Source organism: Chelatococcus caeni (assembly GCF_014196925.1).
Taxonomy (GTDB): Bacteria; Pseudomonadota; Alphaproteobacteria; order Rhizobiales; family Beijerinckiaceae; genus Chelatococcus_A; species Chelatococcus_A caeni.
Genome location: NZ_JACIEN010000001.1, coordinates 1,450,029 through 1,474,482 on the forward strand (window position 1 = coordinate 1,450,029; position 24,454 = coordinate 1,474,482).

20 protein-coding genes are annotated in these 24,454 nt (G+C 66.3%); 7 read left to right on the forward strand and 13 right to left on the reverse strand.

Annotated elements, in window-relative coordinates:
* Positions 1-39 precede the first annotated feature (39 nt).
* The 3 genes from GGR16_RS06850 (at position 40) to GGR16_RS06860 (ending at position 2,337) form a co-directional block, all read left to right on the forward strand.
* On the forward strand, positions 40-495 hold the full coding sequence (locus GGR16_RS06850; RefSeq protein ID WP_019404111.1) for a GNAT family N-acetyltransferase: 456 nt from the start codon (positions 40-42) through the stop codon (positions 493-495).
* A gap of 501 nt (positions 496-996) precedes the next feature.
* Entirely contained in the window at positions 997-1,287 is a 291-nt protein-coding gene (locus GGR16_RS06855; protein ID WP_026015469.1) for a hypothetical protein, read from the forward strand.
* A gap of 441 nt (positions 1,288-1,728) precedes the next feature.
* Complete coding sequence (locus tag GGR16_RS06860; RefSeq protein ID WP_026015470.1) at positions 1,729-2,337, forward strand: GNAT family N-acetyltransferase; 609 nt, start codon at positions 1,729-1,731, stop codon at positions 2,335-2,337.
* Between the two features lie 26 nt (positions 2,338-2,363).
* On the opposite strand, the gene arsH is transcribed toward GGR16_RS06860, so the two are convergent.
* The 10 genes from arsH to GGR16_RS06910 form a co-directional block, all read right to left on the reverse strand.
* Entirely contained in the window at positions 2,364-3,137 is a 774-nt protein-coding gene (gene arsH, locus GGR16_RS06865; RefSeq protein WP_019404114.1) for an arsenical resistance protein ArsH, read from the reverse strand.
* Positions 3,138-3,183: 46 nt separating this feature from the next.
* Positions 3,184-4,464, reverse strand: coding sequence for an arsenite efflux MFS transporter ArsK (gene arsK / locus GGR16_RS06870; protein WP_183316077.1), 1,281 nt, complete (start codon positions 4,462-4,464; stop codon positions 3,184-3,186).
* Positions 4,457-5,872, reverse strand: a complete 1,416-nt coding sequence (locus GGR16_RS06875) for an FAD-dependent oxidoreductase (RefSeq protein WP_183316078.1) — start codon at positions 5,870-5,872, stop codon at positions 4,457-4,459. Before GGR16_RS06875 ends, arsK begins: the two co-directional genes overlap by 8 nt.
* A gap of 49 nt (positions 5,873-5,921) precedes the next feature.
* On the reverse strand, positions 5,922-6,239 hold the full coding sequence (locus tag GGR16_RS06880; protein ID WP_019404116.1) for an ArsR/SmtB family transcription factor: 318 nt from the start codon (positions 6,237-6,239) through the stop codon (positions 5,922-5,924).
* A 99-nt stretch (positions 6,240-6,338) separates the two neighbouring features.
* A complete protein-coding gene (locus GGR16_RS06885; RefSeq protein ID WP_019404117.1) occupies positions 6,339-6,728 on the reverse strand; it encodes a c-type cytochrome in 390 nt (129 codons plus the stop codon).
* Between the two features lie 111 nt (positions 6,729-6,839).
* Positions 6,840-9,311 carry an arsenate reductase (azurin) large subunit gene (locus GGR16_RS06890; protein ID WP_183316079.1) on the reverse strand — a complete coding sequence of 824 codons (2,472 nt, stop codon included), beginning with the start codon at positions 9,309-9,311 and terminating at the stop codon, positions 6,840-6,842.
* An 11-nt stretch (positions 9,312-9,322) separates the two neighbouring features.
* Positions 9,323-9,844: an arsenate reductase (azurin) small subunit gene (locus tag GGR16_RS06895; protein WP_026015471.1), complete on the reverse strand. Its 522-nt coding sequence runs from the start codon at positions 9,842-9,844 to the stop codon at positions 9,323-9,325.
* A gap of 181 nt (positions 9,845-10,025) precedes the next feature.
* Positions 10,026-11,345, reverse strand: coding sequence for a sigma-54-dependent transcriptional regulator (locus GGR16_RS06900; RefSeq protein ID WP_183316080.1), 1,320 nt, complete (start codon positions 11,343-11,345; stop codon positions 10,026-10,028).
* Positions 11,335-12,789: a sensor histidine kinase gene (locus tag GGR16_RS06905; RefSeq protein ID WP_183316081.1), complete on the reverse strand. Its 1,455-nt coding sequence runs from the start codon at positions 12,787-12,789 to the stop codon at positions 11,335-11,337. Before GGR16_RS06905 ends, GGR16_RS06900 begins: the two co-directional genes overlap by 11 nt.
* A gap of 3 nt (positions 12,790-12,792) precedes the next feature.
* Entirely contained in the window at positions 12,793-13,674 is an 882-nt protein-coding gene (locus GGR16_RS06910) for a substrate-binding domain-containing protein (protein WP_026015472.1), read from the reverse strand.
* Between the two features lie 458 nt (positions 13,675-14,132).
* Between GGR16_RS06910 and GGR16_RS06915 the strand changes: the two genes are divergently transcribed.
* Both GGR16_RS06915 and GGR16_RS06920 read left to right on the forward strand, forming a co-directional pair.
* Positions 14,133-15,401, forward strand: a complete 1,269-nt coding sequence (locus tag GGR16_RS06915; protein ID WP_246372837.1) for a low temperature requirement protein A — start codon at positions 14,133-14,135, stop codon at positions 15,399-15,401.
* A 481-nt stretch (positions 15,402-15,882) separates the two neighbouring features.
* Positions 15,883-16,878: an aldo/keto reductase gene (locus tag GGR16_RS06920; RefSeq protein ID WP_183316082.1), complete on the forward strand. Its 996-nt coding sequence runs from the start codon at positions 15,883-15,885 to the stop codon at positions 16,876-16,878.
* Between the two features lie 118 nt (positions 16,879-16,996).
* Here GGR16_RS06920 and GGR16_RS06925 read toward each other — a convergent pair whose 3' ends face one another.
* Genes GGR16_RS06925 through GGR16_RS06935 form a run of 3 tightly spaced genes read right to left on the reverse strand, consistent with a single transcriptional unit; the run spans position 16,997 to position 21,679 of the window.
* Positions 16,997-18,829: an SLC13 family permease gene (locus GGR16_RS06925; protein WP_183316083.1), complete on the reverse strand. Its 1,833-nt coding sequence runs from the start codon at positions 18,827-18,829 to the stop codon at positions 16,997-16,999.
* A gap of 39 nt (positions 18,830-18,868) precedes the next feature.
* Positions 18,869-20,071: a M20/M25/M40 family metallo-hydrolase gene (locus tag GGR16_RS06930; protein WP_183316084.1), complete on the reverse strand. Its 1,203-nt coding sequence runs from the start codon at positions 20,069-20,071 to the stop codon at positions 18,869-18,871.
* Between the two features lie 57 nt (positions 20,072-20,128).
* The gene (locus GGR16_RS06935; RefSeq protein ID WP_183316085.1) at positions 20,129-21,679 is read right to left on the reverse strand and encodes an AbgT family transporter; all 1,551 of its coding nucleotides are present in this window, start codon (positions 21,677-21,679) and stop codon (positions 20,129-20,131) included.
* Positions 21,680-22,058: 379 nt separating this feature from the next.
* On the opposite strand from GGR16_RS06935, the gene GGR16_RS06940 reads away from it, so the two are divergent.
* Together GGR16_RS06940 and GGR16_RS26510 are read left to right on the forward strand one after the other, a co-directional pair.
* Positions 22,059-23,195 carry an alpha/beta hydrolase gene (locus GGR16_RS06940; RefSeq protein WP_343059618.1) on the forward strand — a complete coding sequence of 379 codons (1,137 nt, stop codon included), beginning with the start codon at positions 22,059-22,061 and terminating at the stop codon, positions 23,193-23,195.
* A 542-nt stretch (positions 23,196-23,737) separates the two neighbouring features.
* Positions 23,738-24,442, forward strand: a complete 705-nt coding sequence (locus GGR16_RS26510; protein ID WP_183316086.1) for a helix-turn-helix domain-containing protein — start codon at positions 23,738-23,740, stop codon at positions 24,440-24,442.
* Positions 24,443-24,454: the final 12 nt, after the last annotated feature.

A 24,454-nucleotide genomic window follows, 5' to 3' on the forward strand; every position in this document is an offset into this window, starting at 1 on the left:
AGGTTTAAACGTCCGGGTTGGTCCGAAGGAGACGGTGCCGTGCACTACCTTATCAGAGCCGCTCAGCCCCACGATGCCGAGGGCATCAGTCGCGTCATCCTAGCGGCGCTGCGCGAAACCAACTCCAAGGACTATCCTGAGGAGGTAATCGCACGTGTCGAGCAAAGCTTCTCGCCCGCCGCCGTGTCCGACCTCCTAACGCGGAGGCTCGTCTTCGTCGCGACCAACGGCGATGCCATTGTCGGAACGGCAAGCCTCGATGGTAGGGTGGTCCGAACTGTCTTTATTGAGCCGGCATGGCAACGCCTCGGCATCGGGCAAGCGTTGATGGCCGAAGTCAAGCGCGCGGCAGTTGAACGAGGCGTTGTGACCCTGATTGTTCCCTCATCCATAACGGCTGAGCCATTCTACACGAAGCTGGGGTTCAATTCGATCCAAGACCGCTACCACGGGGAGGAGCGAACGATCATGATGGAACGTCCGCTGGACCGATAAGCAAGTTGGCTGCGGTTGCGGCTCTCAACCGCGATCTCGACGAGGCGCAGGAGATCACCAGCGACCGCCCGAGCAAGCGTTCAGTGACTGCCCGCGCCACCTCGATCAGCGCCTTCCCGGCGAGTTCGACCGTTGCGACAACCTCGACGACCGTGCGGCCGAACCTGACGAGCGAGTTGGCCGCGTCTCCTGGTCGCGCTCGTATTCCGCCACGTGTCCGGAGACGCTGGCGCCCTTGAGCACCCCGCCGACGGCGTTAGAGTTGAAGCCCGCCTGGACACTCCAGGACGAGCCCTTGTCGTGATCGTCGTGACGGTTGAGGAATGCTGGCCAGGCGTCGTCGAAAGGGGGCATTTCCGACGGGATGAGCCGTAAAGCTCCTGGAGGAGATATTCAAGGACGCGTTGCAATCGACTTTCGGCGGTCACCTAGGCCGTGAACCCATAAACGCCGGATGATTGAAACGCTGGAAAGCAATCACCCGCCGGCCTACAATCTGACATGCCGCTCGCTCGGAAAATAATTCTGCACGTTCCAGTTTCAGATGAGAACTTGCTCTATGGCTTTGTTGAGCAATGTCTGATTGACGATGTGTCGCTTGTGGCCGTGGTCGGACCAGGCTGCGCGAGGGTTGAAGACATTATCGACGATATCGTCGTCGGTGACGGAAGCGACAGGACACGCTTTCTCTGCACAACTTCTCATCCCGATGACCCCTTCGAGGAGGTGTTGAACATGGCAAGGGCATGGGAGTTCGAACGCAGCGATCCCGTCGAAGAGGTCCGGCTGTAAGAGACCCAGACCGTCCGCAATTTGGCTTCAATGTTACGCCGTTTTCCGATTCATGCTCCGCATGAGCCGATATGACCTGAGACTTGACTTCGAATGGCGCCCTATCGAGCCGCTGTTGCCCGGAACTCGGCAGCAAACGCCAAGCAGCAGATACGCGCCTGCATAGCAGGATATATTTCCAGGCGCGCTTACTGAAAGCCCCGTGCGGTGGTTCCCGTTCTGCGAAATTGCCGCCCCATGATCGGGCTTGGTTTTGAGGGTGCCCACGCTAAGATTAAAGCCATGATCACCCAGTCGTTCAATGAAGCGCAATTCCATGCACCTGAGAGGGGATGCGGGAGCGGTGCTGCGTTGACGACGGCCTGATCATCCCGCGGACCCTCCCAAGGCGGGTGGGGTCCTGACTTCTGCTCTCCTCGTAGCCAAATCTTGGAGAGCTTGATGAACAACGCCCTCCTTCCCCAGAAACCTCCACCGCCTGTTCGACGCATCAATCGTACAGGGATCGAACTTGTCGCTCCTAGTCCGGAGCGGCTACCTGGCTACGAGGCCGCTCTTGAGAAAGGGTGGTCCTCCGACACAACCCGGGACGTGAGCCAGGAGCAGCTCACCGCACTGCGTGCTGATCCAGGATCCTTCATCGAGGGCCTCACTGATCAGAACGGTACTGTGACGCTTGCTGACGGGCGGGTTGTGCCGCGTCTGCCATTCCATCTGTTCTGGATCTGGGATGGCGAGTTTTGCGGAAGCATCATGTTGCGCTTTCGGCCTGGGACAGAGGAGTTGCCGCCCTACACCCCCGGGCACATCGGCTACTCGGTGGTGCCGTGGAAGCAGCGCCGTGGCTATGCCACGGCTGCCTTGGGGCTCCTACTTCCGATTGCAAAGGCAGAGGGCCTTGAGAGAATTTTGATCACCTGCAAGGACACGAACCTTGCCTCGATCAAGGTCATCGAAGCGAACGGCGGCGTCCTGGCTCGGGTAGAGCGTATAGAAGGAATGCCTTGTGAGATGAGGCTGCTTTACTGGATACCCTGCCCTGCGCCGTGAGAGTTTCGAGGACCGGATCGGCTTCGTCACCTGCCCGTTCCTTTCGCCTGCCGCGCGATGGCGATGGCCGAGAGGTCCTTCGCCGCATCGATCGGTGCGGCCGCTCCGATCCTACTACGTTCGGAATAGCGGTCGGTCAGCGTCCGGACATGGGGGCGCAGGAGCACCGTGAAGCGCACGAGTTCCTCGACGACGTCGACGATCCGCTCGTAGTAGCTCGATGGCCGCATGCGTCCGTTCTCGTCGAATTCCTGGAACGCCTTGGCGATGCTCGACTGGTTCGCAATGGTGAACATCCGCATCCAGCGGCCGAGAAGGCGCAGCGTGTTGACTGCGTTGAAGGATTGCGAGCCGCCCGAGACCTGCATGACGGCCAGGGTTCGCCCCTGGGTCGGGCGCAGGCCGCCGATGCTGAGCGGCAGGTGGTCGATCTGGGCCTTCATCACGCCCGTGATCTGACCATGCCGCTCCGGGCTGCACCACACCTGCCCCTCCGACCACATGGCGAGTTCGCGCAGGTCGCGCACGGCGGGATGATCGTCGCCCTTGACCTGATCCGGAAGAGGCAGGTCGGACGGATCGAAGATACGCGGCTCGGCTCCGAAATGCCGCAGTAGTCTCGCTGCCTCCTCGACCGCGAAGCGCGAATACGAGCGTTCGCGCAATGATCCGTAGAGAAGCAGGATGCGCGGCGGGTGGTCGAGCCCGCCGTTCGGCAAATCGAGCACCGGATCGCGCGGAGCATGGCGGCGGTCGAAGGCGGGCAGCGTGTCGGGATCGGGAAGCGTGCGAATTCTCATATGTTCTCCATCGTTTGCGGGCAACGCGAGAGCGTCTGCCGTGCCCTCAGCCCGCGTCCGCTCCGGATTCGGCAATCACGTTGCCTTGGGCAGGATGGCGGTGTTCTCTCCGGGCACGCTGCTTGACCATGTCGATGAGCACGAAGGCGGAAAGGCCGAGGAGGCCCGCCACGGCCACGCTCCACAACGACGTTTCGACCGCCGTTCGCGACATCAGGAAGGCAAAGGCAAACGGGCCCAGGGCCGAGGTGAACTGGCGCGCTGCCGATACCCATCCGAGCCTTGCGCCATAGCCGTCGCGGCCGAACAGCTCCAGCGGCAGCGTGCCGCCCACGATGCTGATGAGACCCGAGCCGAGCCCGAAGAGAACCGCGAAGAGGACGGCACCGGCCAGCCATGGGGCCGTCGCGGCGAGAACGGCGACGCCGAGCGCAAGAAGCACGGCGGCGATGGTGGCGAGATGCGTCTGCGCCAGCCGGCCGCCGAACAGCATGTTGACGAGACGGCTGGCGACCTGCGCCGGTCCGAACAGCGTCGAGACGAAGAGCCCCGCCGCGCCCAGCCCGAGCGCCGTCATGAGTGGCACCATGTGCATGAGGAGCGCCGAGAGGACGAAGCCCTCGATGGCGAAGCCGGCGAGCATGAGAAGGAAGGCCGTCCGCCGCGAACGCGGGGCGAGCGTGCCGCCTCCGTTCGCCGCCGGTCCCGCGACGGAATGCACCTCCTCGGGGGCCGGCACCGCCAGCCGGGACCGACGGCGCGCCATGCGCAGGAGAGCCCAATGGACCGGCATGCACAGGCCGAGGTTGAGGGCGGCGAAGACGCCATAAACCTCCCGCCAGCTCAAGTGGGCGTGGAGGGCCGACGTCAGGGGCCAGAACAATGTCGAGGCGAAGCCGGCGATCAGCGTCAGATGCGTGATGCTGCGCTGGGCCTGGGGTGAGCCGGCCTGCACGATGGCAGCGAAGGCCGCGCCATAGAGCACGAAGCAGGAGGTGAGCTCCATCGCGAGAAGAGCGGTCACGAAGGTCGCGCGCCCGGGCGCCAGGGCACACAGGACAAGCGCCAGTGCCGCGGCAGCCGAACCGATGGTCATGAGCCATGCGGCGCCGAAGCGGTCCATCCAGCGCCCTGCCGTCGGGGCGAGCAGGCTGCCGGCGAGGAGGGACGCCGACAGCGCCGCGAAGATCCATTGTTCCGAAAGAGCGAACTCCCGCGCGATCGCCGGCGCCAGGACCGGGAAGCTGTAGTAGAGCGTGCCGTAGCCGGTGATCTGGGTCAGGCCGAGAGCCCAGATGGCCCAGGCGGGAAATGCGCGATCACGCATCGAGCACCGCCGATCGGGCCGCTGAACCCTGCGCCCCGCAGCCGCAACCCGCACGCCCCGACTGTCTGGCCTCGGCATCGGCAACGCAGCAGGCCTCGACGTCTTCCGGCGCCGGACCGCCGCAGCAGCCGGCAGCCGTTTGCGTGGTCCCGGCGACCTGCGTCGTGCATACGCCCGTCTCCGGCAGCACGAGATGCACGTCATCCGCCGCGGCCACGTCGCCGGCGAGCGCGGCGGCCACGGAACGGACCTGCTCATAGCCGGTCAGCAGCAGGAAGGTGGGCGCACGGCCGTAGCTCTTGATGCCCACCGTGTAGAAGCCTGGCTCGGGGTGGGAGAGCTCGCGGTGGCCGTGCGGCGGTACGGATCCGCAGGAATGCACGTTCGGATCGATGAGCGGACCGAGCGCCCGGGCGCTTTCCAGCCACGGATCGAGATCGAGGCGCAGTTCGCGCGTCAGCGACAGGTCCGGCCGCTGGCCCGTGGCGACGACGATGCGGTCGACTGGCCCGAGACGGCGCTGACCGTCGGCTGTCTCGCCGGTCACGACGAGGCGGCCGGCCTCCTCGTGCAGCCCGGTGATGGCAAAGCCGGTGGCGAGGGCAACACGGCCGCTTGCGACGAGCCGGCGCATCTCGGCGCCGAGTTCGCCGCGCGCCGGCAGCCGGTCGGCGCTGCCGCCGCTGTAGACGCGCGAGAGATCGCGGCCGCGCGTCGCCCACAGGATCGATGTCGACGGCTCGGCCTCGGCGAGACGGGCAAGATCGAGCAGCACGTTGGCCGCGGAATGGCCGGCGCCGACCACCAGTGTGGTCGCTCCGGCAAAGAGGTCACGCTCCCGTCCGGCCACATCCGGGATGCCGTAGGCGATGCGCCCGGCGAAGGCCGTCTCGCCCTCCACGGCGATGCCGCTGGCTCCGAGCGGATTCGGCGTTCTCCAGGTGCCGGAGGCGTCGATGATCGCCCGTGCGAGGTCCCGGCGGCGGCCGCCGGGAGCCTCGACCGTCACGACGAACGGACGCTCCTCCCGGCCGCGGCTGACGACCTTGTCGAGGCCTTGCCGCGAAACAGCCGTGACGCGGGCGCCGGTCTCGATGGCGCGTGCCAGCGCCGGCACCGCGGCCAGCGGCTCGAGATAGTGTGCAACGATCTCGCCGCCGGTCGGGAAGACGTCCGCCGGCGGCCGGTGCCAGCCATGCCTGGCGAGGAGCGCGGCCGCCATCTCGTCGACGCAGTATCGCCAGGGCGTGAACACCCGCACATGGCCCCACTCGCGCATGCTGGCGCCCACGGTGGAACCGGCCTCGTAGAGCTTCACCGGCACTTTGCGGGCGATGAGATGGGCGGCCGCGGCAAGGCCGACGGGTCCCCCGCCGATGATGGCGACGGGCAGGGTCTCGATAAACATATTCGATCCTCCCAAAAATATCGAATTAATGAGCACGAAAGAGACGGCCTCAGGCCGCCTTTCCCTCTTCCCCGGCGCAGGACGATTCGATGCAGCATTCCTCCGTAAGGAAGCCGATGAGGCTCTCCATGGCGGGATAATGCGCCCGGCAGATCAGCGTCGTTCCCTGCCGCTCCTGCGTCACGAGCCCGGTCGAGATCAGCCGGTGCAGGTGGTGCGACAGGGTGGAGGCCGCAATCCCTAGCCTTTCCTGCAGGCGGCCGACCGGCAATCCCGCGCCGCCCGCGCGCACCAGCGTGCGATAGACCTCGAGCCTGGTGGGATTGCCCAGCGCCTCGAGTTGCCGGGCCGCTTCTTCGATTTTCATGGAAACAGGCTATGCTTCGGACAGAGCCGCGTCAACAGCTATTTCGATGGAGATCGAAATTCAATGGCGATCGCGGCGCGCCCCTATCCCCTGGATGGGTCACTCGGGTTGGCCGTCCGCACCGAAGGACTGCAGATAGGCCGTGAGATCCCTGACCTCCTGCTCGTTCCTGATGCCGGCGAAGACCATCTTCGTTCCCTTGATCGTGCCGCGAGGATCCTTGATGTAGGTCGCGAACGTCTCTTCGGTCCACGTGATCCCGGATCGCTTGTTGGCCGGCGAGTATGTGTAGCCCTCGACGGAGCCTGCGGTGCGGCCGAACAGCCCGTTGAGCTCCGGGCCGATCTTGTTGGGCGCGTTCGGCCCGACTGCGTGGCATGCGGTGCATTTGTTGAAGACGCGTTTTCCCGCCTGCGCATCCTGCGCGAGGGCGAGGCGGGGGACCAGGAGAAACATGGCGGCGAACGCGAGCGTGAGCAGTCTTGTCATCGGGAGCCTGTGCTTCAAGGGACCGGAAGGCGCGATATGCCCGCCTGAGCGACGGGCACGAAGAAGCCCACGGGTGCCGAAGCGCCCGTGGGCCGCGAAGTTGCGGGAGGATCAGGCCGGGCTCGCCGGATATTCCGGCGACTTGAAGGACAGATGCCGGACACCCTCCGGAGCATCCGCGATCTTGCGGATGTTGCCCCAGGTCTGTTTGTAGTTGGGGATGATGAACTCGTTGACGCCGGCCGAGACCACGTTTCCCTGCACGCCGGCGGGATAGGCGAAGAGCATGAACGCCTGTTTGCGGCGCGCCGTCGGGGTCGGATAGGCCATCGCCTGGGTCGAGCCGTTGTCGTTATAGACCTCGACGAGGTCGCCTTCCTTCAGCGTGAGCTCCGCCATGTCATCCGGGTTCATCTCGATGAACGGATAGGGCCAGCGGTCCATGACGAACTCGTTCTCGACGTCGAGATAGGCGCTCTGCCACACGTCGTTGGTGCGGCCGTTGTTGATGAGGAAGGCGAACTTCTCCCTTTCGGCTTCCTTTCCGGCCGCCTGGAGGCCGCGCCATGCGGTCTCCATGAACTGCGCCTTGCCGTCGGGCCGGCTGAACTTGCCGTCGGCATAGAGCCGCTTGGTGCCGACGATCCGGCCGTTCTCGACGGCCACCGCCGGCTCCTGGAAGCCGTTGGTGCCCATCGCCCGCAGCCGCTCGTAGGTGACGAACGCGCCGCCTTTCTCATGGGCGTGGTAGCCGTCCATGAAGGCGTCTTCCTCGCTCTTCCAGTCGAAGCCCTTGAACTTGTCGGCGACCTCCGCCTTGCCCGCGGCGCGGAAGACGCGTTCGAGATGGTTGGCGAGCCGCGCCGCGATCAGGCAGTCGGGCATCGCCTGGCCCGGCGGGTCCATGTAGCGCTCGGTGAGCCGCATGCGCCGCTCGCCGTTCATGGAGGTGAGGTTCATCTCGCCGGAGGTCGCCGCCGGCAGGATGACGTGGGCCGCCTCGCCGATCTTCGTCGGCACGATGTCGACGTCGACGCTGAACAGTCCGCCCTGCCGGATGGCGCCCATGATCGCGGCGACCATCGCCTCCCGATCACCGTAGGGGACGGAATTCATGGCGTCCTTCACGAGATCGGTGCGCTTCTTGTAGACGCGCTTGAACTCCATGGCGTTGAGCGTCGTCTTATAATGATCGCAGGCCCAGACGTGATGGACGCCGCCGCCCCCCTCGATGAGAAGCTTGTCGACATAGGCCGCCGGCCGGCCGACATGGGCATCCGACGGGCGTGAATAGCCCTCCTGGTGGCCGCCCATGCGCACGCAGCCGCCGCCCGGCCGCCCGATGTTGCCGGTGGCGAGGGCAAGGTTCACCAGTGCGCCATTGGTGCGGTAGTTGTCGTTGCCCCAGATCAGCCCCTTCTCGTAGGCGAACATCGTGCGCCGGCGGGCTCCGCCCTCCTTGGGCCCGGCGATCCATTCCGCCGCCCGGACGATATCCTCTGCGGCCAGGCCCGTGATCTGCGCCGCCTCCCCGACTGTCATCCTGTTCGCCGCCAGCGCCTTGTCGAAATCGCTCGTCGAGGCATCGATGAAGGCTTTGTCCGTCCATCCCTTCTCGGCGACGTGGGTCAGGAGCGCGTTGAACAGCGCAAGGTCGGTGCCCGAGTTGATGGCAAGATGCAGGACGTTGTCCTTGCCCGCCTCCACCTCGCAGGCATTGACCGTGACCGTGCGGCGGGGGTCGACGATGATGATCCGCGCGCGATCCACCGGCTCGTTGCCGAACTCGGCCTGCTTCTTGGCGAGCGACGTGCCGCGCAGGTTCGGCACCCAGTGGTTGAGGAAATAGTTGGTCTGCGTCTCGAGCGCATTGGTTCCGACGGCGACGATCGTGTCGGCGAGTTCGGCATCCTCGTAGCAGTTGTTGAGTTCGCCGACGCCCATGTCGCGGCTGGCGTGGACCTCCGAATTATAGGCGGGCCGGTTGTGGATGCGGATGTTCTTCACCTTCATGGCGCCGAAATAGAGCTTGCCGGTGCCCCAGGTGTTCTCGTAGCCGCCGCCGGCGCCGCCGTGGTCGAAGGCCGAGACGAAGAGCCCGTCCTCTCCCTGCTCGTCGATGACGGCGGCGGTGACGCGCGCCACGAGGTCGAGCGCATCGTCCCAGCTCGTGGGCTGCAGTTGCCCGTAGCGCCAGACGAGCGGATCGGTGAGCCGTTGCAGTTGCGTGTTGCGCTGGCGCGAATAGCTCATCTCCGCCATGCGCGCCCCGCGCACGGAGCCGAGGCCGGAATTGACGACGCACTCCTTGTCCGGCTTGATGACGAGATGAACGTCCCGCCCGTCCTGCCGGACGGTGTTGTACATCGACGGCGCGTACCAGGCGGCGGTCTCCGCCTCCTGCTGCGCGGCGAGATCGACGCCGAACTTGTTCTCGGACGCAGCCGTGCCGCCTTCGTAGCGGGCATCCCAGCTGTAGGCCTTGTAGCCGCAGCCGACGATGCAGTAGTGGCAGACGACGTTGTGTTCCTTGGCATCGGCCGGGATGATGGGCAGCCGGCCGATCTGACGCTTGTAGGCCATTCTCCCCTCCCTCACAGCACGTTCGACAGGCGGCCGTAGATGAGCTCGTCGACGCCCTCGGCGTAGATGTCGCCCTTCTCGTCGACGCGCAGCGCGTATTGCGGCAGGTTCTGGGTCGCGTGGCCCCAGATCTGCTGCCCGCCGCGCTCGCAGTCGAAGCGGGAATAATGACCGGGGCAGTTGAGCGTCCTGTCGGAGGCGTCGTAAGCCATCGGGAAACCCTTGTGCGGGCACAGGGTGGTGAAGCCGACGATGTCACCGTCGGGGCCGACGCCGGTCGGCACGCGCGTGCCGAGCTTGATGAGGACACCCGGCGCATCGTCGTCCGGATAGGCGACGTCGAAGGGCTCGTTCACCTTGAGATCGCTCACATTGGCGAGCCGGTTCGGCGGATAGTTAACGAGCGCGGCGCCGGGGGCCGCCTTCGCCTCCTGCGGCAGCACCGTCGCAGCCGCAGCCCCCGCCGTCATGGCGCCCGCCCCGGTCAGGAAGCGCCGCCGGCCCACGTCGATCAACCTGTCGCATCTTTTCATGGCTGTCCCCTCCCGCAGGGAATCATCGTCCCGGAGGGGCCTTGCAGGACGCGGGCCAGAGCGAGAATTTCTTAAATATCAATCTGGTAACGAGAAAAGGCGCAGACGGCATTCCACCGCGTGTCCGGAGTTCCGAACATGGTGCGACGCCGAAGGTTCGGGGCCCCGAACATGCGGGACGCTACTGCACGGCGATGCCGAGGCGCCGCATCTTCTCCCAGAGCGTCGTGCGGCCGATGCCGAGGAGCCGCGCCGCGGCCCCGATCTCGCCGCCGGTTGCGGCGAGCGCACGCACGATGTGCCGGCGCTCGGCCTCGAGCCTCGCATCCTCGAGGGAGCCGAAACCGGACGGCCCCGGCCCGCCGTATTCCGCCTTGTCGGGAAAGAGGTCGCCCGGCATGAGCCAGGGGCCGAGCGCGAGTGCCATCGCCCGCTCCATGCGGTTGCGCAGCTCGCGGACGTTGCCCGGCCAGGCATGGGCCCGCGCCGCCTCTTCCGCGAGGGCGCTGACGCCCTTGACCGCAGTGTCGTTCAGGTCCGCGAATTCAACGAAGAAGCGGTTCATCAGCCAGGGAATGTCGTCGGGCCGGTCCCGCAGCGCGGGCATGCTGACGGTGATGACGTTGATGCGGTAGTAGAGATCCTGCCGGAAGCGCCCCGCTTCGACGAGCGCCGGCAGATCGGCATTGGTCGCCGCGATGATGCGGCCGTCGAAGGCGACCGGCCGCTCGCCGCCGACGCGATGGAAGCTGCGCTCCTCGATGAGACGCAGCAGCTTGGCCTGCAGCTCCGGACGCAATTCGCCGATCTCGTCGAGGAAGAGAACGCCGCCGGCTGTTCGCTCGGCATAGCCGATGTGGCGCTGCACGGCGCCGGTAAAGGCGCCCTTCTCGTGGCCGAAGAGTTCGCTTTCCATCAGGTCGGCCGGAATGGCGGCGCAGTTGACGGCGACGAACGGCTTCGCGGCAGCCTCCGAACGGGCGTGCAGGAAGCGGGCGGCGACATCCTTGCCCGTACCGGTCTCGCCGCAGATGAGGACGGGAGAGGACACGCTGGCAAGGCGGGAGAGCAGCCGCTCGACCTCCCCCATGGCCTGCGATACGCCGAGGACAGGCGTCTCATCGCCCGCGGCGGGGCGGACGAGCTCCGTCAGCCGGACGAGGAAATCGTCGAGATCGAAGGGTTTCGTCACATAATTGGCGGCACCGGCACGCATCAGCCGCACCGCCTGGTCGATGTCGCCGAAACCGGTGATGAACAGGAACGGCGGAGCATCCGGCCTCTGTGCGATCTCGCGAAAGAGGGCCTCCCCGTCGATGTCGGGCAGGCGGATATCGCAGACGACCGCCTGCACGCGGGCGTCGCGCAGGGCGGAGACGGCCTCGCGCCCGCGCTGCCACCAGCGGACGGTGAGACCCTCGAGCGAGAGGCGCTGCACGAGGCTCTCGCCCATGATGGGATCGTCCTCGACGAGCGCGATGGTGGCGGGCTCAAGCGACATCGGACAGCTCCTGCGCGGATCGCAGCGGGATGACGAGGCGGAGCAACGTACCGCCTTCGCCGGGGTGATCGACCTCGATACGCCCGCCAAGCTCGCTCACGAGGCGCCTGGTGGTCCACAGGCCGAGCCCGCCGCCATCGCGCAGCGGCGTCACGGCCATGGGCCCGACGAGAACCTGCGCTGCGGCCTCCGGCAGGCCTGGCCCACGGTCACGCACCGAGGCGACGAAGAGACCGCCGCTCACGCTGGCGTTGAGGACGACGCCGGCCCCCTCGGGCGAGGCGGCCACCGCGTTCAGCAGCAGGTTGAGGATAGCCTGTCGCACCGGCGTGCTCGGCAACGGCAACGTGCCGTCGAGCGCGTTCTCGAGCGTCACGGAGACGGACTTGCGCCGCGCCTCGGGCGCAATCAGCAGCTGAAGGTCGGCGAGGTCGGACGCGACGAGATCGCGCGGCCGTTTCTCCTCGCGGTAGACGGCCAGCGTGGTGCGCACGACGTCGCGCATGCCGACGAGGCCGCGCTCGAGCAGGCCGATGGCATTGGCGCGGACATGCGCAAGATGGCCGTGCGTCCGGAGCGTCGCGAGCGCATTGAAGAGCCCGCCGAGCGGATTGTTGATCTCGTGCGCGAGCGCCGAAGCAAGGCGCCCGAGGCTGCCGAGGCGCTCCTCCTCGGCCAGCTTCTTCACGAGCGTCTCGCGCTCATCCATGGACGCCGCCAAGGCGTTGTAGGCGCGGAAAAGACGGCCGAACTCGCCACGCTGGCGTATGACGACATCCTCGGCGATGGGCACTGCGGAAGCGCCGCGGGCAAGCCCCAGATGGTTGGTGAGGATGGTGACCGGCCGCATCATGCGCGCCACGAGGAGCCAGCCCGCCGTCGCGAGGAGGAGCGTGAGAAGGCCGTTCGTCGCAACGAGCGCGAGCATGACGCTGCGCCGCTCCGCAGCGAGATGGCGCGTGTCGAACACCGCCTCGATGAAGCCGACCGTCTGCCCCGGATAGGACAGCTTGCGCACGGCCGTCGCCGTGTCAGCCCCCGCTTCGAAGCTGAAGCTCTCGGCACCGGCCACCTGCACGCGCTGGCGCTCCTCGTTCGACGATCCAACGGGATGCCGGCGCGGATCGGAGGCGGCGATCACCCGGCCGTCGGCATGGCTGACGACGGTTTCGAGCGGGCGCAGGCTCCTGTGCAGGTCCCGCGCGCGTTCGATCGCATCGAAGACTTCCCAGGTATCGTCACGCAGCATGGAAGGCGCGACCGCCGAGGACAGGCCGTCGAGATAGCTCTGGGCCAGATCGCGCAGGTGCCGCTCCTGCGTGTCGGCGAGCCGGGCGAGGACGCGTTCGGAGAGGATGAGGCCGACGAGCACCATCAGGCTGGCGACGGCCAGCGGCACCTTCACCGTGATGGGCCAGGAGCGCGGATCGAGGCGGCTGAGCATCGTTCAGCCCGCCCGCGCCAGAAGGTCGACCTTGGCGGCAATCGCGTCGAACAGGCTCGCCTCCTCGCGGGCAAATCCGTCAAGGCGCAGCATGGCGAGGACCGCGCGTCCGTCGAGGTGCGCCGGCATCGCAAGGAGTGCCTCGGCGAGCTTCGCGAGCCGGATCTCGTCGAGTGGCGTGCGCGGCGCCGCAACGGGCGGAAAGGCGAGCCATTCCGATCGCCGCAGAACGCGCGTGCGCCCCGTCAGCTCGGGCTCGATCTGGGCCATGACCTCATAGACATAGCCGTCGACCGAGCCTGATCCCGCGAGGCCGCTCGCAACAGCGCGGATGACGTTGCGATGGCCGTAGGTGAAGAACGCCCGGGCGAAGAAGCGTTCGGGCCGCAGGCCCATCTCCGCCAGCAGGGCGCGCGTGACGAGGAAGCCGGAATTGGAATCGGGATCGGAGAAGGCGTGAATGCCGCCGGCGAGATCGGAGACGTCACGCGCTTCGCTGTCGCTGCCCACGATGACGTAGGATTGATAGAGCGGTCGCGAGCGCCAGAGCGGGACGGCAACCAGCTGCAGTTCGCTGCGGTGCGTGACGAAAGGATAGCCGCAGATCCACGCCGCATCGATCTGGCGCGTGGTCAGGAGCGCCGTGATCTCCTGGTAGGTCCGCCGCGTGATGAGGCTGACCGGATGGCCGGTGGCACGTTCGAGATAGCCCTGAAGCCGGCCGAGCAGCTCGAGATCGTTGTTGAGGAAGACCGGCGTCAGGCCGAAGCGGATCTGCCCGGCTGGCGCTGCTTCGCCGGCCTGCGCGCCACGCGCCAGGAGGACGGCCGCGGCAGCGGCCAACACCCGTCGACGATCCGGCGAGGCCGAACCTTGCGCGAGCATGTCCCTCCCCCTCGTTCTTGTGATTGTACAAAATGATAGCTCCGACCACGCCAGGCGGAAACCCTGGACAGTGGGCACTTGCGCAGCAGGTCGATGGAGCCTCCCGAGCCGCGGCTGACGATTGAAGGACAATGCTCGGCCGAGACCGCTCTTTTCATGAATTCAGGCCGCCACACTCTCCGCTGACCTTGGAGCGCGCGAGCGCGCGCTGCGGTTACGGGCCCTGAATGGGTATCCTCGATACGCTGACTTCTCCCTGGTTTCGCCCTGAAGAACGGTTCGAGCGGACGGTTGCTGCCGTTCGCCTGGGACGGGCGTGACATGCGCTCCCCATCTCCCAAAGCAGCGACCTGCCATTCCGCCTCGCATCCATGGCGTGTCGCCCGTCCACTTCTCTGCTTTCGCTGTCGGCGGGGGTCCGATAGCCTCTCGTCGCCTTGACTACGAATGCACCGGCCATGAGCACCGCGACCCCCGTACCGGACAGCCTGCATCACCATGCGCGGAGAATGGGCGGGCGCGACCCGCGCGAAGCGCATCGTGCGGCAACACCGCTCGAGCTGTTCTTCGACCTGACCTTCGTGACGAGCTTCTCCTTCGCGGCGTCCCGCTACGCTCACGCGCTGGCGGAAGGCCACTACGCCGTCGCCCTGATCGGCTTCGGCTTCGCGAGCTTCGCCATCTGCTGGGCCTGGGTGAATTTCTCGTGGTTCGCCTCGGCCTATGACACGGACGACTGGGTGTTCCGCGTCGCGACCATGGGGCAGATGATCGGAGTGCTCATTTTCGCGGTCGGACTGCCGCCGATGTTCGCCTCCCTCGAGCACGGCGGATATCTCGACAATTCGGTCATGGTGCTCGGCTATGTGATCATGCGCGTTGCCCTGGTCTTCCAGTGGCTGCGCGCCGCCAGCCAGAATCCAGCGCGCCGGCGCGCCTGCCTGACCTATGCGGTCGCGATCTTGATCGCACAGGTCGGCTGGGTTTCGCTCAGCCTCTCGCATTTGACGCTCGGCCCGACCTTCGCCTTCGTCGTCGTTCTCGTCCTGATCGAGCTGGCGGGACCCGTCATCGCCGAGCGCAGGGACGGCGGTACGCCCTGGCACGCCCATCACATCGCGGAGCGTCACGGTCTGTTCGCCATCATCGCTCTCGGCGAGGGCGTCGTCGGCTCAGTCGCCGCGCTGTCGATGGTGGTCGAGGAGCACGGCTGGTCTCTGGATGCGGGACTGGCAGGCCTCGCCGGCACCGGGCTTACCTTCGCCATGTGGTGGGTCTATTTCATCCTGCCCTCGGCGCGAATCCTGCACACGCGACGCGACAAGGCCTTTGGCTGGGGCTACACGCAGATGGTGATCGTCACGTCGATCGTGGCGACGGGGGCCGGTCTTCATGTCGCGGCCAGCTTCATCAAGCACGAGGCTCACATCGGCCCGCTTGCGACCGTGCTCACCGTTGCGGTTCCGATCAGCGTATTCGTCGGTTCCATATACGCGCTCTACAGCTATCTCATGGGCAGGTTCGACCGCTTCCACACCTGGCTTCTGCTCGCGACCGCGGCGGTGGTGGCGCTCGCCGTCATTGCCCCGCCGTCCGGCGTCGATATGGCAGTCTGTCTCGTCATCCTGATGTTCGCGCCCGTCGTCACCGTCGTCGGCTATGAGTTGAGGGGCTATCGCCACCAGCTCGGCGCCTTGGCCCAGGAGGAGGTCAGGCCGGCGGAATAAGCGAACCGATATAGCCAGCTTCGCTGCTTCGTCGTGCAGAAGCCCTCGTGCTGCAGTCCTGTCAGACGTCCAGCCTGCAGGGATCGAGGTCGTGATCGGCCTTTCCTGTCATCGAAGTGCCTCAGATTTGGTCTGTCGATTAGCGACCAGGCCTTTGCAATCCTTCCCATTAGCCCTTTGCGGACGTTGGAAAGAGCCGTAAAAACCATCTCGGCAGGTTCGATCGCTCAACTGTTAGCGACCGCTTCGTCCGCAACAACGACCTATATTCTTCTTCGCCGCTATTTCCGCTTCCGGGCAGACGCAGAGATTACCTCTCGGACCAAAAATTGGGCGCGCAGCCGCCAAGCTCGTCCCTCAGATGAGGGCAGCTTTCCCGGCGCCTTCGCCCTAAGTCTCCCACGCCGCTTCCCTTCCGCGCGCCGCGGAAGCGATTCAGGCCCATAGCTGAGAAAATACAGTCAAAACAAGGAAGCAACCGATGAAGAGACGTCAACTCGGCCCTGACCTTACCGTTTCCGCCGTCGGGCTCGGCTGCATGGGCATGAGCCACGCCTATGGGGGGCAGGACGAGAACGAATCCATCCGCACGCTCCACCGAGCGGTCGACCTTGGGGTCACCTTCTTCGACACGGCGGAAGTCTATGGCCCCTTCGAAAACGAAATCCTCGTCGGCAAGGCGCTGAAGCCCCACAGGGACAAGGTGGTGATCGCCACCAAGTTCGGCTTCAAGATCGATCCGAGCAAACGGGGGGTGGGCGCCATGGCGGGTGTCGACGGCCGGCCGGAGCACGTCCGCGCGGTGGCCGAGGCATCGCTGAAGCGGCTCGGCGTTGACGTGATCGACCTGTTCTATCAGCACCGCGTGGATCCGCAGGTGCCGATCGAGGACACCGTCGGCGCCATGGCCGACCTTGTGAAGGAGGGCAAGGTGCGCGCTCTCGGTCTTTCGGAGGCGGGAGCTGACATCATCCGCCGGGCCCATGCCGTCCATCCGATCTCCGCGCTTCAAAGCGAATATTCCCTCTGGACGCGTGATCCGGAGGGGGAAGTCCTCGACACCTGTCGCGAGCTGGGTATCGGTTTCGTGCCGTTCAGTCCGCTCGGACGCGGCTTCCTGACGGGCAAATTCCAGAAGCCGGACGATTTTGATGCCGGGGATTTCCGGCGGGCGCTGCCTCGCTTCAGTCCGGAGAACATGACCGCCAACGTCGCGCTCGTGAAGTTGCTCGAGCAGATGGCTGCTGACAAAGGGGTGACGGCTGCACAGCTCGCGCTGGCGTGGGTCATGGGCCAGGGAAATTTCATCGTGCCGATCCCCGGCGCCCGGAAGATCGTCCATCTGGAGCAGAACGTCGCCGCAGCGGATATTGCTCTTGCGCCGGAGGAGATCGCCACGCTTGGCAACATGCTGGCGCCGGAAAAGTTCGCCGGCTCACGCTATGGCACTGTCGGCGCATGGGTGAGCAAGAAGTGAGCTGAACGGCGTTCTTGGTCGACGCCATCCAGCCATTCGGCGTGTAGGGCCTTCGTCTTAGCCCTGGCCTGATGATCGAGGCGGGACACTTCGACCTGTTCAAGAATCGATCGCACGGTCAAAACGGCCAGATCAGTGGGACGAGAAAGACCGAGACGACGAAGAACCAGAGCATCAGCGGCAGGCCGAGCTTCCAGTAGTCGCTGAATGCGTAGCCGCCCGGGCCCATGACCATCAGGTTGGTCGGGGTGGCGATCGGGGTCAGGAACGCCGCTGCCGCCGCGACCGCCGTGCTCATCAGCACCGGCTGCGGTGAGATGCCCATGCCGGCCGCGGCTGCAACGCCGATCGGGATGACGATCAGCGCGGTCGCGGTGTTGCTGATCAACTGCCCCATGATGGCGGTCAGGATGAACAACCCGGCGAGCAGGGCCGTCGGGCCCGCGTCGCCGACCATGTAGACGAGGCGTTCGGCCATGAGCTGAGCGGCCCCGGTTTCGACCATCGCCGTGGAGAGCGGCATCATGGCGCCGACGAGGATGACGGTGGTCCAGCTGATCGCCCGATAAGCCTGCTCGACGCTCATGATCCCCGAAAGGACGATTGCGCCGGCTGCCAGCAGCCCGGCGATCGCCGGCGGCACGATCCCCGTGGCGAGCAGGATGACCATTGCGACGAGAATGGCGACCGCCTGCTTCGCGCCCGGCCCCATGGGCACCGCCTGGCGGCGGACGAGTTCGGGCGAGCTGACCACGAGGACATCCGGGTCGTCGAGGTGGATGTCGAGGGCCTTCCACGTCCCCTGCAGCAGCATGGTGTCGCCGGCCTGCAGCTCCACGCCGCCCGCATCCTTCGTCGAGCCCACTGCGGCGTCCGCACCGGCCCTCTGTACGGCAAGGACGATGAGATCGCCGCTCTCGGTCACCATGCCGGGAAAGACCGTCTCACCGATGAGGCCCGAGCGCGGGGGGATCACCACCTCCGCGAGGCCTGATCGGGTGTTGAACAGCGTCTGCGCCCCCTCGCCGTCCTTCGCCTCCTCCCGGAAGGCGAGGTGCTTGTCGGCCGCGAAGGTCGCCGCCGCTTCCGCGTCACCGCGCACCAGCAGGTAGTCGCCCTCGGCGAGCGTCGCCCGGCGCAGAGGCCCCACCGTTGCACCGTCCTGAACGGCGACGAGCTGCAGGCCCGGATAGGCCGACAGATCGACCGCTGCCGCCGCCTGTCCGACGAAGGGCGCCGTCGCGCGTACGCGCATCTGGTAGATGCCGCTGGCGAGCCCGTATTGCTCGACCAGCGTCTTGGCGTGGCGGCTGAAATCCGGCGGCATGGTCGCGCCGTTGCGCTCGGGCAGCAGTCTCTGGCCGAAGAAGATGATGATCGCCATCGTGCCGGCGAGCAGCGGTATGCCGGCGAGGGCAAACTCGAAGAAGCCGAACTCGCCGGCACCGGCATCGGCACTGGCCTCCGAAACGAGGACGTTCACCGGTGTGCCCGTCAGCGCCAGCATGGACCCGGCGTGGGCAGCGAAGACCAGCGGCATCAGGAGCTGGGAGGAGTACCGCTTCAGGCGAACCGCGATCACGACGACGACGGGGAGCAGCGCGGCAACGGCCCCGTTGACGCTGATGAGGGCGGTCAGCACTGCGACCAGGCTCATCATCAGGACGAAGAGGCGCGTCCTGCTCTCCTCCCCTGCCCCCTTGATGAGCAGTTGCCCGGCCCAGGCCGTGACGCCGGTCATCTCGAGCCCGGAGCTCACGACGAACAGGGAGGCGATGAAGATGACGGCGGGATCGCCCATCCCCCCGAGTGCCTGCGGCAGTGTCAGGACGCCGGTCGCCCACAGCGCGAGCGCCGTCATCATGGAGACGATGACAACCGGGACCTTGTTCGAGACGAAGAGGACGACGGCCAGAGCGACGATCGCGCCGGTGTAAGCTATCGGGCTCAAGCGTTCACCTCCTCCCCGCTTGCCGTTCCGGCCGCAAGATCAGTCCTCGAGCGTCGCCAGGAGCACGCCGAGGCGGCAGCCCTTCTCGTATTCGACGAGATTCACGTATTCCTTGAGGGTGTGTATCTCGGCCTGGCCGGCACCGATGGTGATGGTCGGAATTCCATGCTTGTCGAGCCAGTTGGCGTCGAGCCCGCCGTTGGAGAACAGATAGGTCGGCTCGCTGCCGAGCAGTCTCAGCGCTCTGGCGGCACGCTCCACGACCGGGCTGTCCTTGGCGAGTTCGAAGGGCGGATAGGCCGGGGCGTGCGTGAAGCTGACCTCGGCGGTCTGTCCCTCGTGGTCCGTCACGGCCGCCGCAGCCTTGGCGAAGGCCTCCTTGTAGCCTTCGACGATCCGCGTCGCGAAGGCGGCTTCGGGGCTGCGCGCCTCGCCGCGGATATAGGCAAAGTCCGTCACGACATTGGTCGCGTCGCCCGCCGGCTTGCCGTCGCGGCCGCCGAAGATGCCGACATTGCTCGTGCCGCTGCCGTCAGGCCTGACCACCTTGCCGAACCAGCCGGCGCGGTGGGCCTCGGCGAGCGCGATCGCGCCGACCAGGGTCGCCGAGATGCCCTTGTCGGGCGCGACGCCGGCGTGGGAGGCGCGCCCCTTGATCTCGACCTCCCAGTTCTCCTGGCCGACGGCTCCGACGATCAGTTCGGATGCGAGCTGACCGTCGACGTTGATACACATCACCGGTCCGCCGAGGTCCGCCGGGTTGAGCTCGCGCGCGCCGTGCAGGCCGCTCTCCTCGCGCACGGTGAAGAGCAGCGTGATCGGCGGATGCGGAAGATTGTTCCGGATGAGCGTCTCGGCGAGCACGACAAGGAGGGCGACGCCCGTGCGCGCATCGCCGCCGAGCGCCGTCGTGCCATCCGAGACGATGCGGTCGCCCTCGCGCCGGGGCTTGGCGCCGGCGCACAGCGGCACCGTGTCGAGATGCGTCGAAAACAGCAGCCGCGGCCCGGGCCGCGTGCCGGCGAGGTCCACGATGAGATTGCCCGTCTGCGTCGGCAGCGGGATGCGCTTGTTCACGTCGTCGAAACGGATCGCGGAAGCGGGAACACCGATCTGCTTCAGCGCGTCACTGACGGCGGCGGCGATGGCCGCTTCCTGTCCTGTCACGCCTTCGACCGAGAGGAAGCGCATGAGGTGATCGATCGCGGCATCGACGTCGAGAGGGATGGAGGGGCTGCTCATGATGTCCACCCGATCAGTTAGGTGTTGTCTCGTCGGGGGCTGCGGCGGTAGGGCCCGTCACAGGCCCCATGGCAGGCCGAGCATCTTCCAGACGGCGAAGAGCGCGGTCCACAGCACGAACATCCAGACGACGTAGGGAAGCATCAGCGAGACGATCGTGCCGACGCCCGCCGTTCGGTCGTATTTCTGGCCGAACCCGACGATGAGGGCGAAATAGGCGTTGAGTGGCGTGATGGCGTTCATCGGCGAGTCACCGACGCGGTAGGCGGCCAGCACCGCCTCCGGCTCGACGCCGAGCTTCATCAGGAGCGGCACGAAGACCGGCGCGAAGATCGCCCACTTGGCGATGGCGCCGGTGAGCAGCAGGTCGATGATGGCGACCACGACGATGAAGCCGATCAGCAGCGGCAGCGGCCCGATGTTGGCGGCCTGCAGGGCGCCCGAGAGGCTAAGCGCCATGACGGTGCCGATGTTGGTGTAGGTGAAGTAGGAAACGAACTGGCTCAGCACGAAGAACAGGAAGATCGTGCCGCCGAGGCTCTTGACCGACTTCTCGATGGCCGCGATCACCTCGGGCAGGGTACGCAGCGTGCCGGCACCGATGCCGTAGGTCCAGCCGGAGACCAGGAACACCAGCATGATGAGGGCTATCAGCCCGTTCATGAACGGCGAGTTGCCGATCAACTCGCCGGTTTCCGGATTGCGCAGCGGCGATCCCGAGGGGATCGTCAGCAGGCAGAAGACCGCGATCAGCCCGAGCAGGCCGAGGCCGGCAAACCGCAAGCCGCGCGATTCCTGTTCGCTGAGCATGGCGTTCTGGTCCGTCGTCGTGCCCTCGGCGGCCTTGGCGGGGTCGTAGGGCCCGAGACGCGGCGCGATGATCCGATCCGTGATGAAGGCGATGAGGACCGTCAGGAAGAGCACGGAGGCGATCGAGAACCAGACGTTCGAGGCAAGGCCGATCGAGCGGTTGGGATCGACGAGACGCGCCGCGTCGTTCGTGAACTCGACGAGCACGGCGTCGAGCGGCTTGATCAGCATGTTGACGGTGAAGGCGCCAGCCACGGCGGCAAAGCCGAGGGCGAGCCCGGCGAGCGGATGCCGTCCGACGGCCAGATAGGCGATGCCGGCGAGCGGGATGAGGACGAGATAGCCGGCATCGGCGGCGATGCTGGCAAGAATGCCGACGAAGGACAGGATATAGGTCAGCGCCCAGCGCGGCGAGACGATCACCAGCTTGTGGATCAGCGCCGTGACGAGCCCGGATTCCTCGGCGACGCCCGCGCCGATCATCGCCACGATCATGAGCCCGACGGCCGTGAAGCCCATGAAATTCGGGATCAGCGACGTGTACATGAAACGGATACCGTCCACCGTCAGCAGGCTGCGGATTTCGGTGCGCGCGCTCTCGATCTCGTGCGTGTCGGGATTGATCCGCTCGAAGGCCACCGATGCCCCGAAGAGGCTGAGCAGCGCCGACAGCACGACCACGATGCCGATGAGGATCAGAAAGATGACGACCGGATGGGGCACCATGTTGCCCACCTTCTCGACGCCATCGAGAAACCGCTGCATCGTCGTTTTCGGTACGGCAGTTGCTGTGGACATGCCATGCCTCCCCAGGAGCTGCGCGCTCGCGCGGAGCGGGCGGTCCAGTCATCTGACGGCCCGCACCTGGCATCGGCCCAACGTTCCCGGCACAGGTCTCCGGCTCGGACCTTAATTGCTTGGGCGTGGAGGTCATCGGCAAGGAATCCCAAACTTTGGCCTCCTTGTCCCAAATTCCGGATACAAAAAGCCCGGCTTCCGGGGCCCGCTTGCTGCTGTCTGGGCGGGGCAATACTGTATATTCTTGAGCCTCCCACCTTCCCCACCATCCGGATGGAGAAACGCCAGCGATGCCAGTGCGCCGTTATGGGTCACCCTCCGCATCCGGATCCTCCCGCCGTTCCAGCGATGCGCAGCCGCATGCGGGTGCCGGTTGAGCGTGTGGTCAGGCTACGCCTGGCGACTGGTGGCTGCCTGCCTCGCCCTCGGCGCCGCAGGCTGCGCGTCGAGGCAGGGGCTGCTGCAGCCGGTCGAGCCGGCCCCCGATACGGATCGGGTGACCATCCTCGCGGCAACGACCCGCGCCCCTGATCCGGATGCCGGCATTCTGTTTTCCGGCGATCGCGGCGACGGCGTTTCGTTCAGCAGCATCGTCGTTTCCATCCCGCGCGCGCGGGAGGTCGGCACCCTCCAGCTGCCTCGCACCGTGCCGGGCAATCCGGCGACGGATTTCGTCGTCGTCTCGGCCGAGCCGGTGGCGAGATCGGAGCTCACCGGCTGGTTCAGGTCTGCCAGTGGGCATAAACGGCGCATCTTCGTCTTCGTGCACGGTTTCAACACGCCGTTCGACCGCGCCGTCTTCCGCTTTGCGCAGCTCGCCCATGATACGGACGCGGCGGCCGCACCGGTCCTGTTCTCATGGCCCTCGCGCGGCCGCCTGCTCGACTACCGGCGTGATTTCGACAACGCCACCTACTCGCGATCCGACCTCGCCTATCTGCTGAAGGCCGCGGCGAACAGCCCGTCGGTCGGCGAGATCGTCATCCTCGCCCATTCCATGGGCGGCTGGCCGGCGGTCGAGGCCGTCAGGCAGCTCGCCCTCGAACGGGGCGGCGTTCCCCGCAAGATCAGCAATCTCGTCCTGGCCTCGCCCGATCTCGATATCGGCGTGTTCCGACGGCAGGTCGAGGATATGGGTCCCCGCCGCCCGCACATCACGCTGTTCGTCGCCCGGCACGACAGGGCGTTGCAACTCTCCCGCTTCATCTCGCGCGGGGCGACGCGCCTCGGCGGGATCGACCCGGCCCGTGAGGATTATCAGCGGCAGCTGTCGGGACTGTCCGGCGTTACGGTGCTCGACCTGACCGCCATCAGGGCCGGGGACCGGGTCAATCACGATCTCTTCGCCGCCAGCCCCGATGCCGTCCGCCTGATCGGCGACAGGCTGCTTCAGGGCCAGGTGATCACCGATTCCGACGTTTCTCCCCCGCTCCTCGCGGCCGACGCCCTCGGCTCAGCCGCCGGCCTCATCGTCACCGCGCCGATCCGCGTGTTCGACATGGCGGCCTCGCGGTGAGGGTTGACGCCGCGACGCCAGGAGGAGCAAAGTCATTCAGCGTGGTGAGAGCCCCACGCGGGGCCACTATCCGCCGATTTCACTGGGCACACCCGCTATTTCCAGTCTCGACACAAGCCGCCGGATGCCAGCTAGGACACGAATACCCTGACGGGAACGACAGACAGCTGGAGAATTCCATGCATGCGCGTTCGTCTGGCCACTCGGATACGGAAACCGGCTCCTTTTCTGTAGATTACTGGCCGGCAGAAGAATGGCATGCCAGCAGGCCCACCGGATGGAATGCCGCCGGAAGCATCGGCCCTCTCCCGGCACGGGCGGTCACGAACCCCGCTACCGCAGAAAGTGTCTCCTGGAGGCTCGGAGACATCGTCTTCACCCGTACCCTCTGCTCGGGAGCGCCGTTGCTGCTGAGGCGCCGCACCCCGGGATCCTTGGGCGATCACTGGCGTGTTACGTTTGCTCGCCCTCTTCGACAGGACGGGTCTTTCCCGGTCGTCCCGCACGAGGCCAGGAGTGCCCGCCCCCGGTCTCCGCCCGGGGTGGGACCGATCAAGGACTGGGAGATTCTGACCCTCCATATTCCCCGGCGGTCGGACTGGGCTGACGAGGACGAGCAGTCACGGCGGCGCGAGGTGAATCCGCAGATGGCCGGCCTGCTCGCAGGTTTCATGGGCACACTCTGCCGCCTGCTGCCGAACATGTCCGCCGAGCATGCGCATAGCCTCTCTGCGGCCACGCGCGCGCTGGTCGCGGCCTGCGTCACGCCTTGCCTCCTCCGCACGATCGGTGATCTTCCTCACGCATCCCGGCTGATCGACCGGGCACGGCTCCTCGTGCGCCAGAACATGGCCTGCCCCGAGTTCGGCCCGCGGCACCTGGCGCGGCTGCTGGCGATGTCGCGGTCGAAGCTCTACCGCCTGTTCGAAAATCATGGCGGCGTCGGCCATTTCATCAACCGGGAACGCCTGCGCGAGGCGCACCGGCGGCTGAGCTCCCATCAGGACGTGGCCTCGATCCACGTCATCGGTAACGAGGTCGGCTTCCTCGACCACTCGACTTTCAGCCGGGCATTCCGGCGGGAATTCGGCTACAGCCCGACAGAGGCACGCCTGCGCAGCCAAGCCCAGCAGCCCTCCCCCACTGGCACGTTCCTGCCCGAAGGAACAATGAGGCTTGGGCCCGGGCCAATGCCGCCAGCCTCTTCGCGCCGTGATACCGCGGCAACTGGCGCAACGCAGGCTTAAGGGCTCGGCGGC

Coding starts and splice junctions, on each gene's coding strand:
- GGR16_RS06855 (WP_026015469.1), top strand. CDS start 997: ATGCCGCTCGCTCGGAAAATAATTCTGCACGTTCCAGTTTCAGATGAG.
- GGR16_RS06860 (WP_026015470.1), top strand. CDS start 1,729: ATGAACAACGCCCTCCTTCCCCAGAAACCTCCACCGCCTGTTCGACGC.
- arsH (WP_019404114.1), bottom strand. CDS start 3,137: ATGAGAATTCGCACGCTTCCCGATCCCGACACGCTGCCCGCCTTCGAC.
- arsK (WP_183316077.1), bottom strand. CDS start 4,464: ATGCGTGATCGCGCATTTCCCGCCTGGGCCATCTGGGCTCTCGGCCTG.
- GGR16_RS06875 (WP_183316078.1), bottom strand. CDS start 5,872: ATGTTTATCGAGACCCTGCCCGTCGCCATCATCGGCGGGGGACCCGTC.
- GGR16_RS06880 (WP_019404116.1), bottom strand. CDS start 6,239: ATGAAAATCGAAGAAGCGGCCCGGCAACTCGAGGCGCTGGGCAATCCC.
- GGR16_RS06885 (WP_019404117.1), bottom strand. CDS start 6,728: ATGACAAGACTGCTCACGCTCGCGTTCGCCGCCATGTTTCTCCTGGTC.
- GGR16_RS06890 (WP_183316079.1), bottom strand. CDS start 9,311: ATGGCCTACAAGCGTCAGATCGGCCGGCTGCCCATCATCCCGGCCGAT.
- GGR16_RS06895 (WP_026015471.1), bottom strand. CDS start 9,844: ATGAAAAGATGCGACAGGTTGATCGACGTGGGCCGGCGGCGCTTCCTG.
- GGR16_RS06900 (WP_183316080.1), bottom strand. CDS start 11,345: ATGTCGCTTGAGCCCGCCACCATCGCGCTCGTCGAGGACGATCCCATC.
- GGR16_RS06905 (WP_183316081.1), bottom strand. CDS start 12,789: ATGCTCAGCCGCCTCGATCCGCGCTCCTGGCCCATCACGGTGAAGGTG.
- GGR16_RS06910 (WP_026015472.1), bottom strand. CDS start 13,674: ATGCTCGCGCAAGGTTCGGCCTCGCCGGATCGTCGACGGGTGTTGGCC.
- GGR16_RS06915 (WP_246372837.1), top strand. CDS start 14,133: ATGAGCACCGCGACCCCCGTACCGGACAGCCTGCATCACCATGCGCGG.
- GGR16_RS06920 (WP_183316082.1), top strand. CDS start 15,883: ATGAAGAGACGTCAACTCGGCCCTGACCTTACCGTTTCCGCCGTCGGG.
- GGR16_RS06930 (WP_183316084.1), bottom strand. CDS start 20,071: ATGAGCAGCCCCTCCATCCCTCTCGACGTCGATGCCGCGATCGATCAC.
- GGR16_RS06935 (WP_183316085.1), bottom strand. CDS start 21,679: ATGTCCACAGCAACTGCCGTACCGAAAACGACGATGCAGCGGTTTCTC.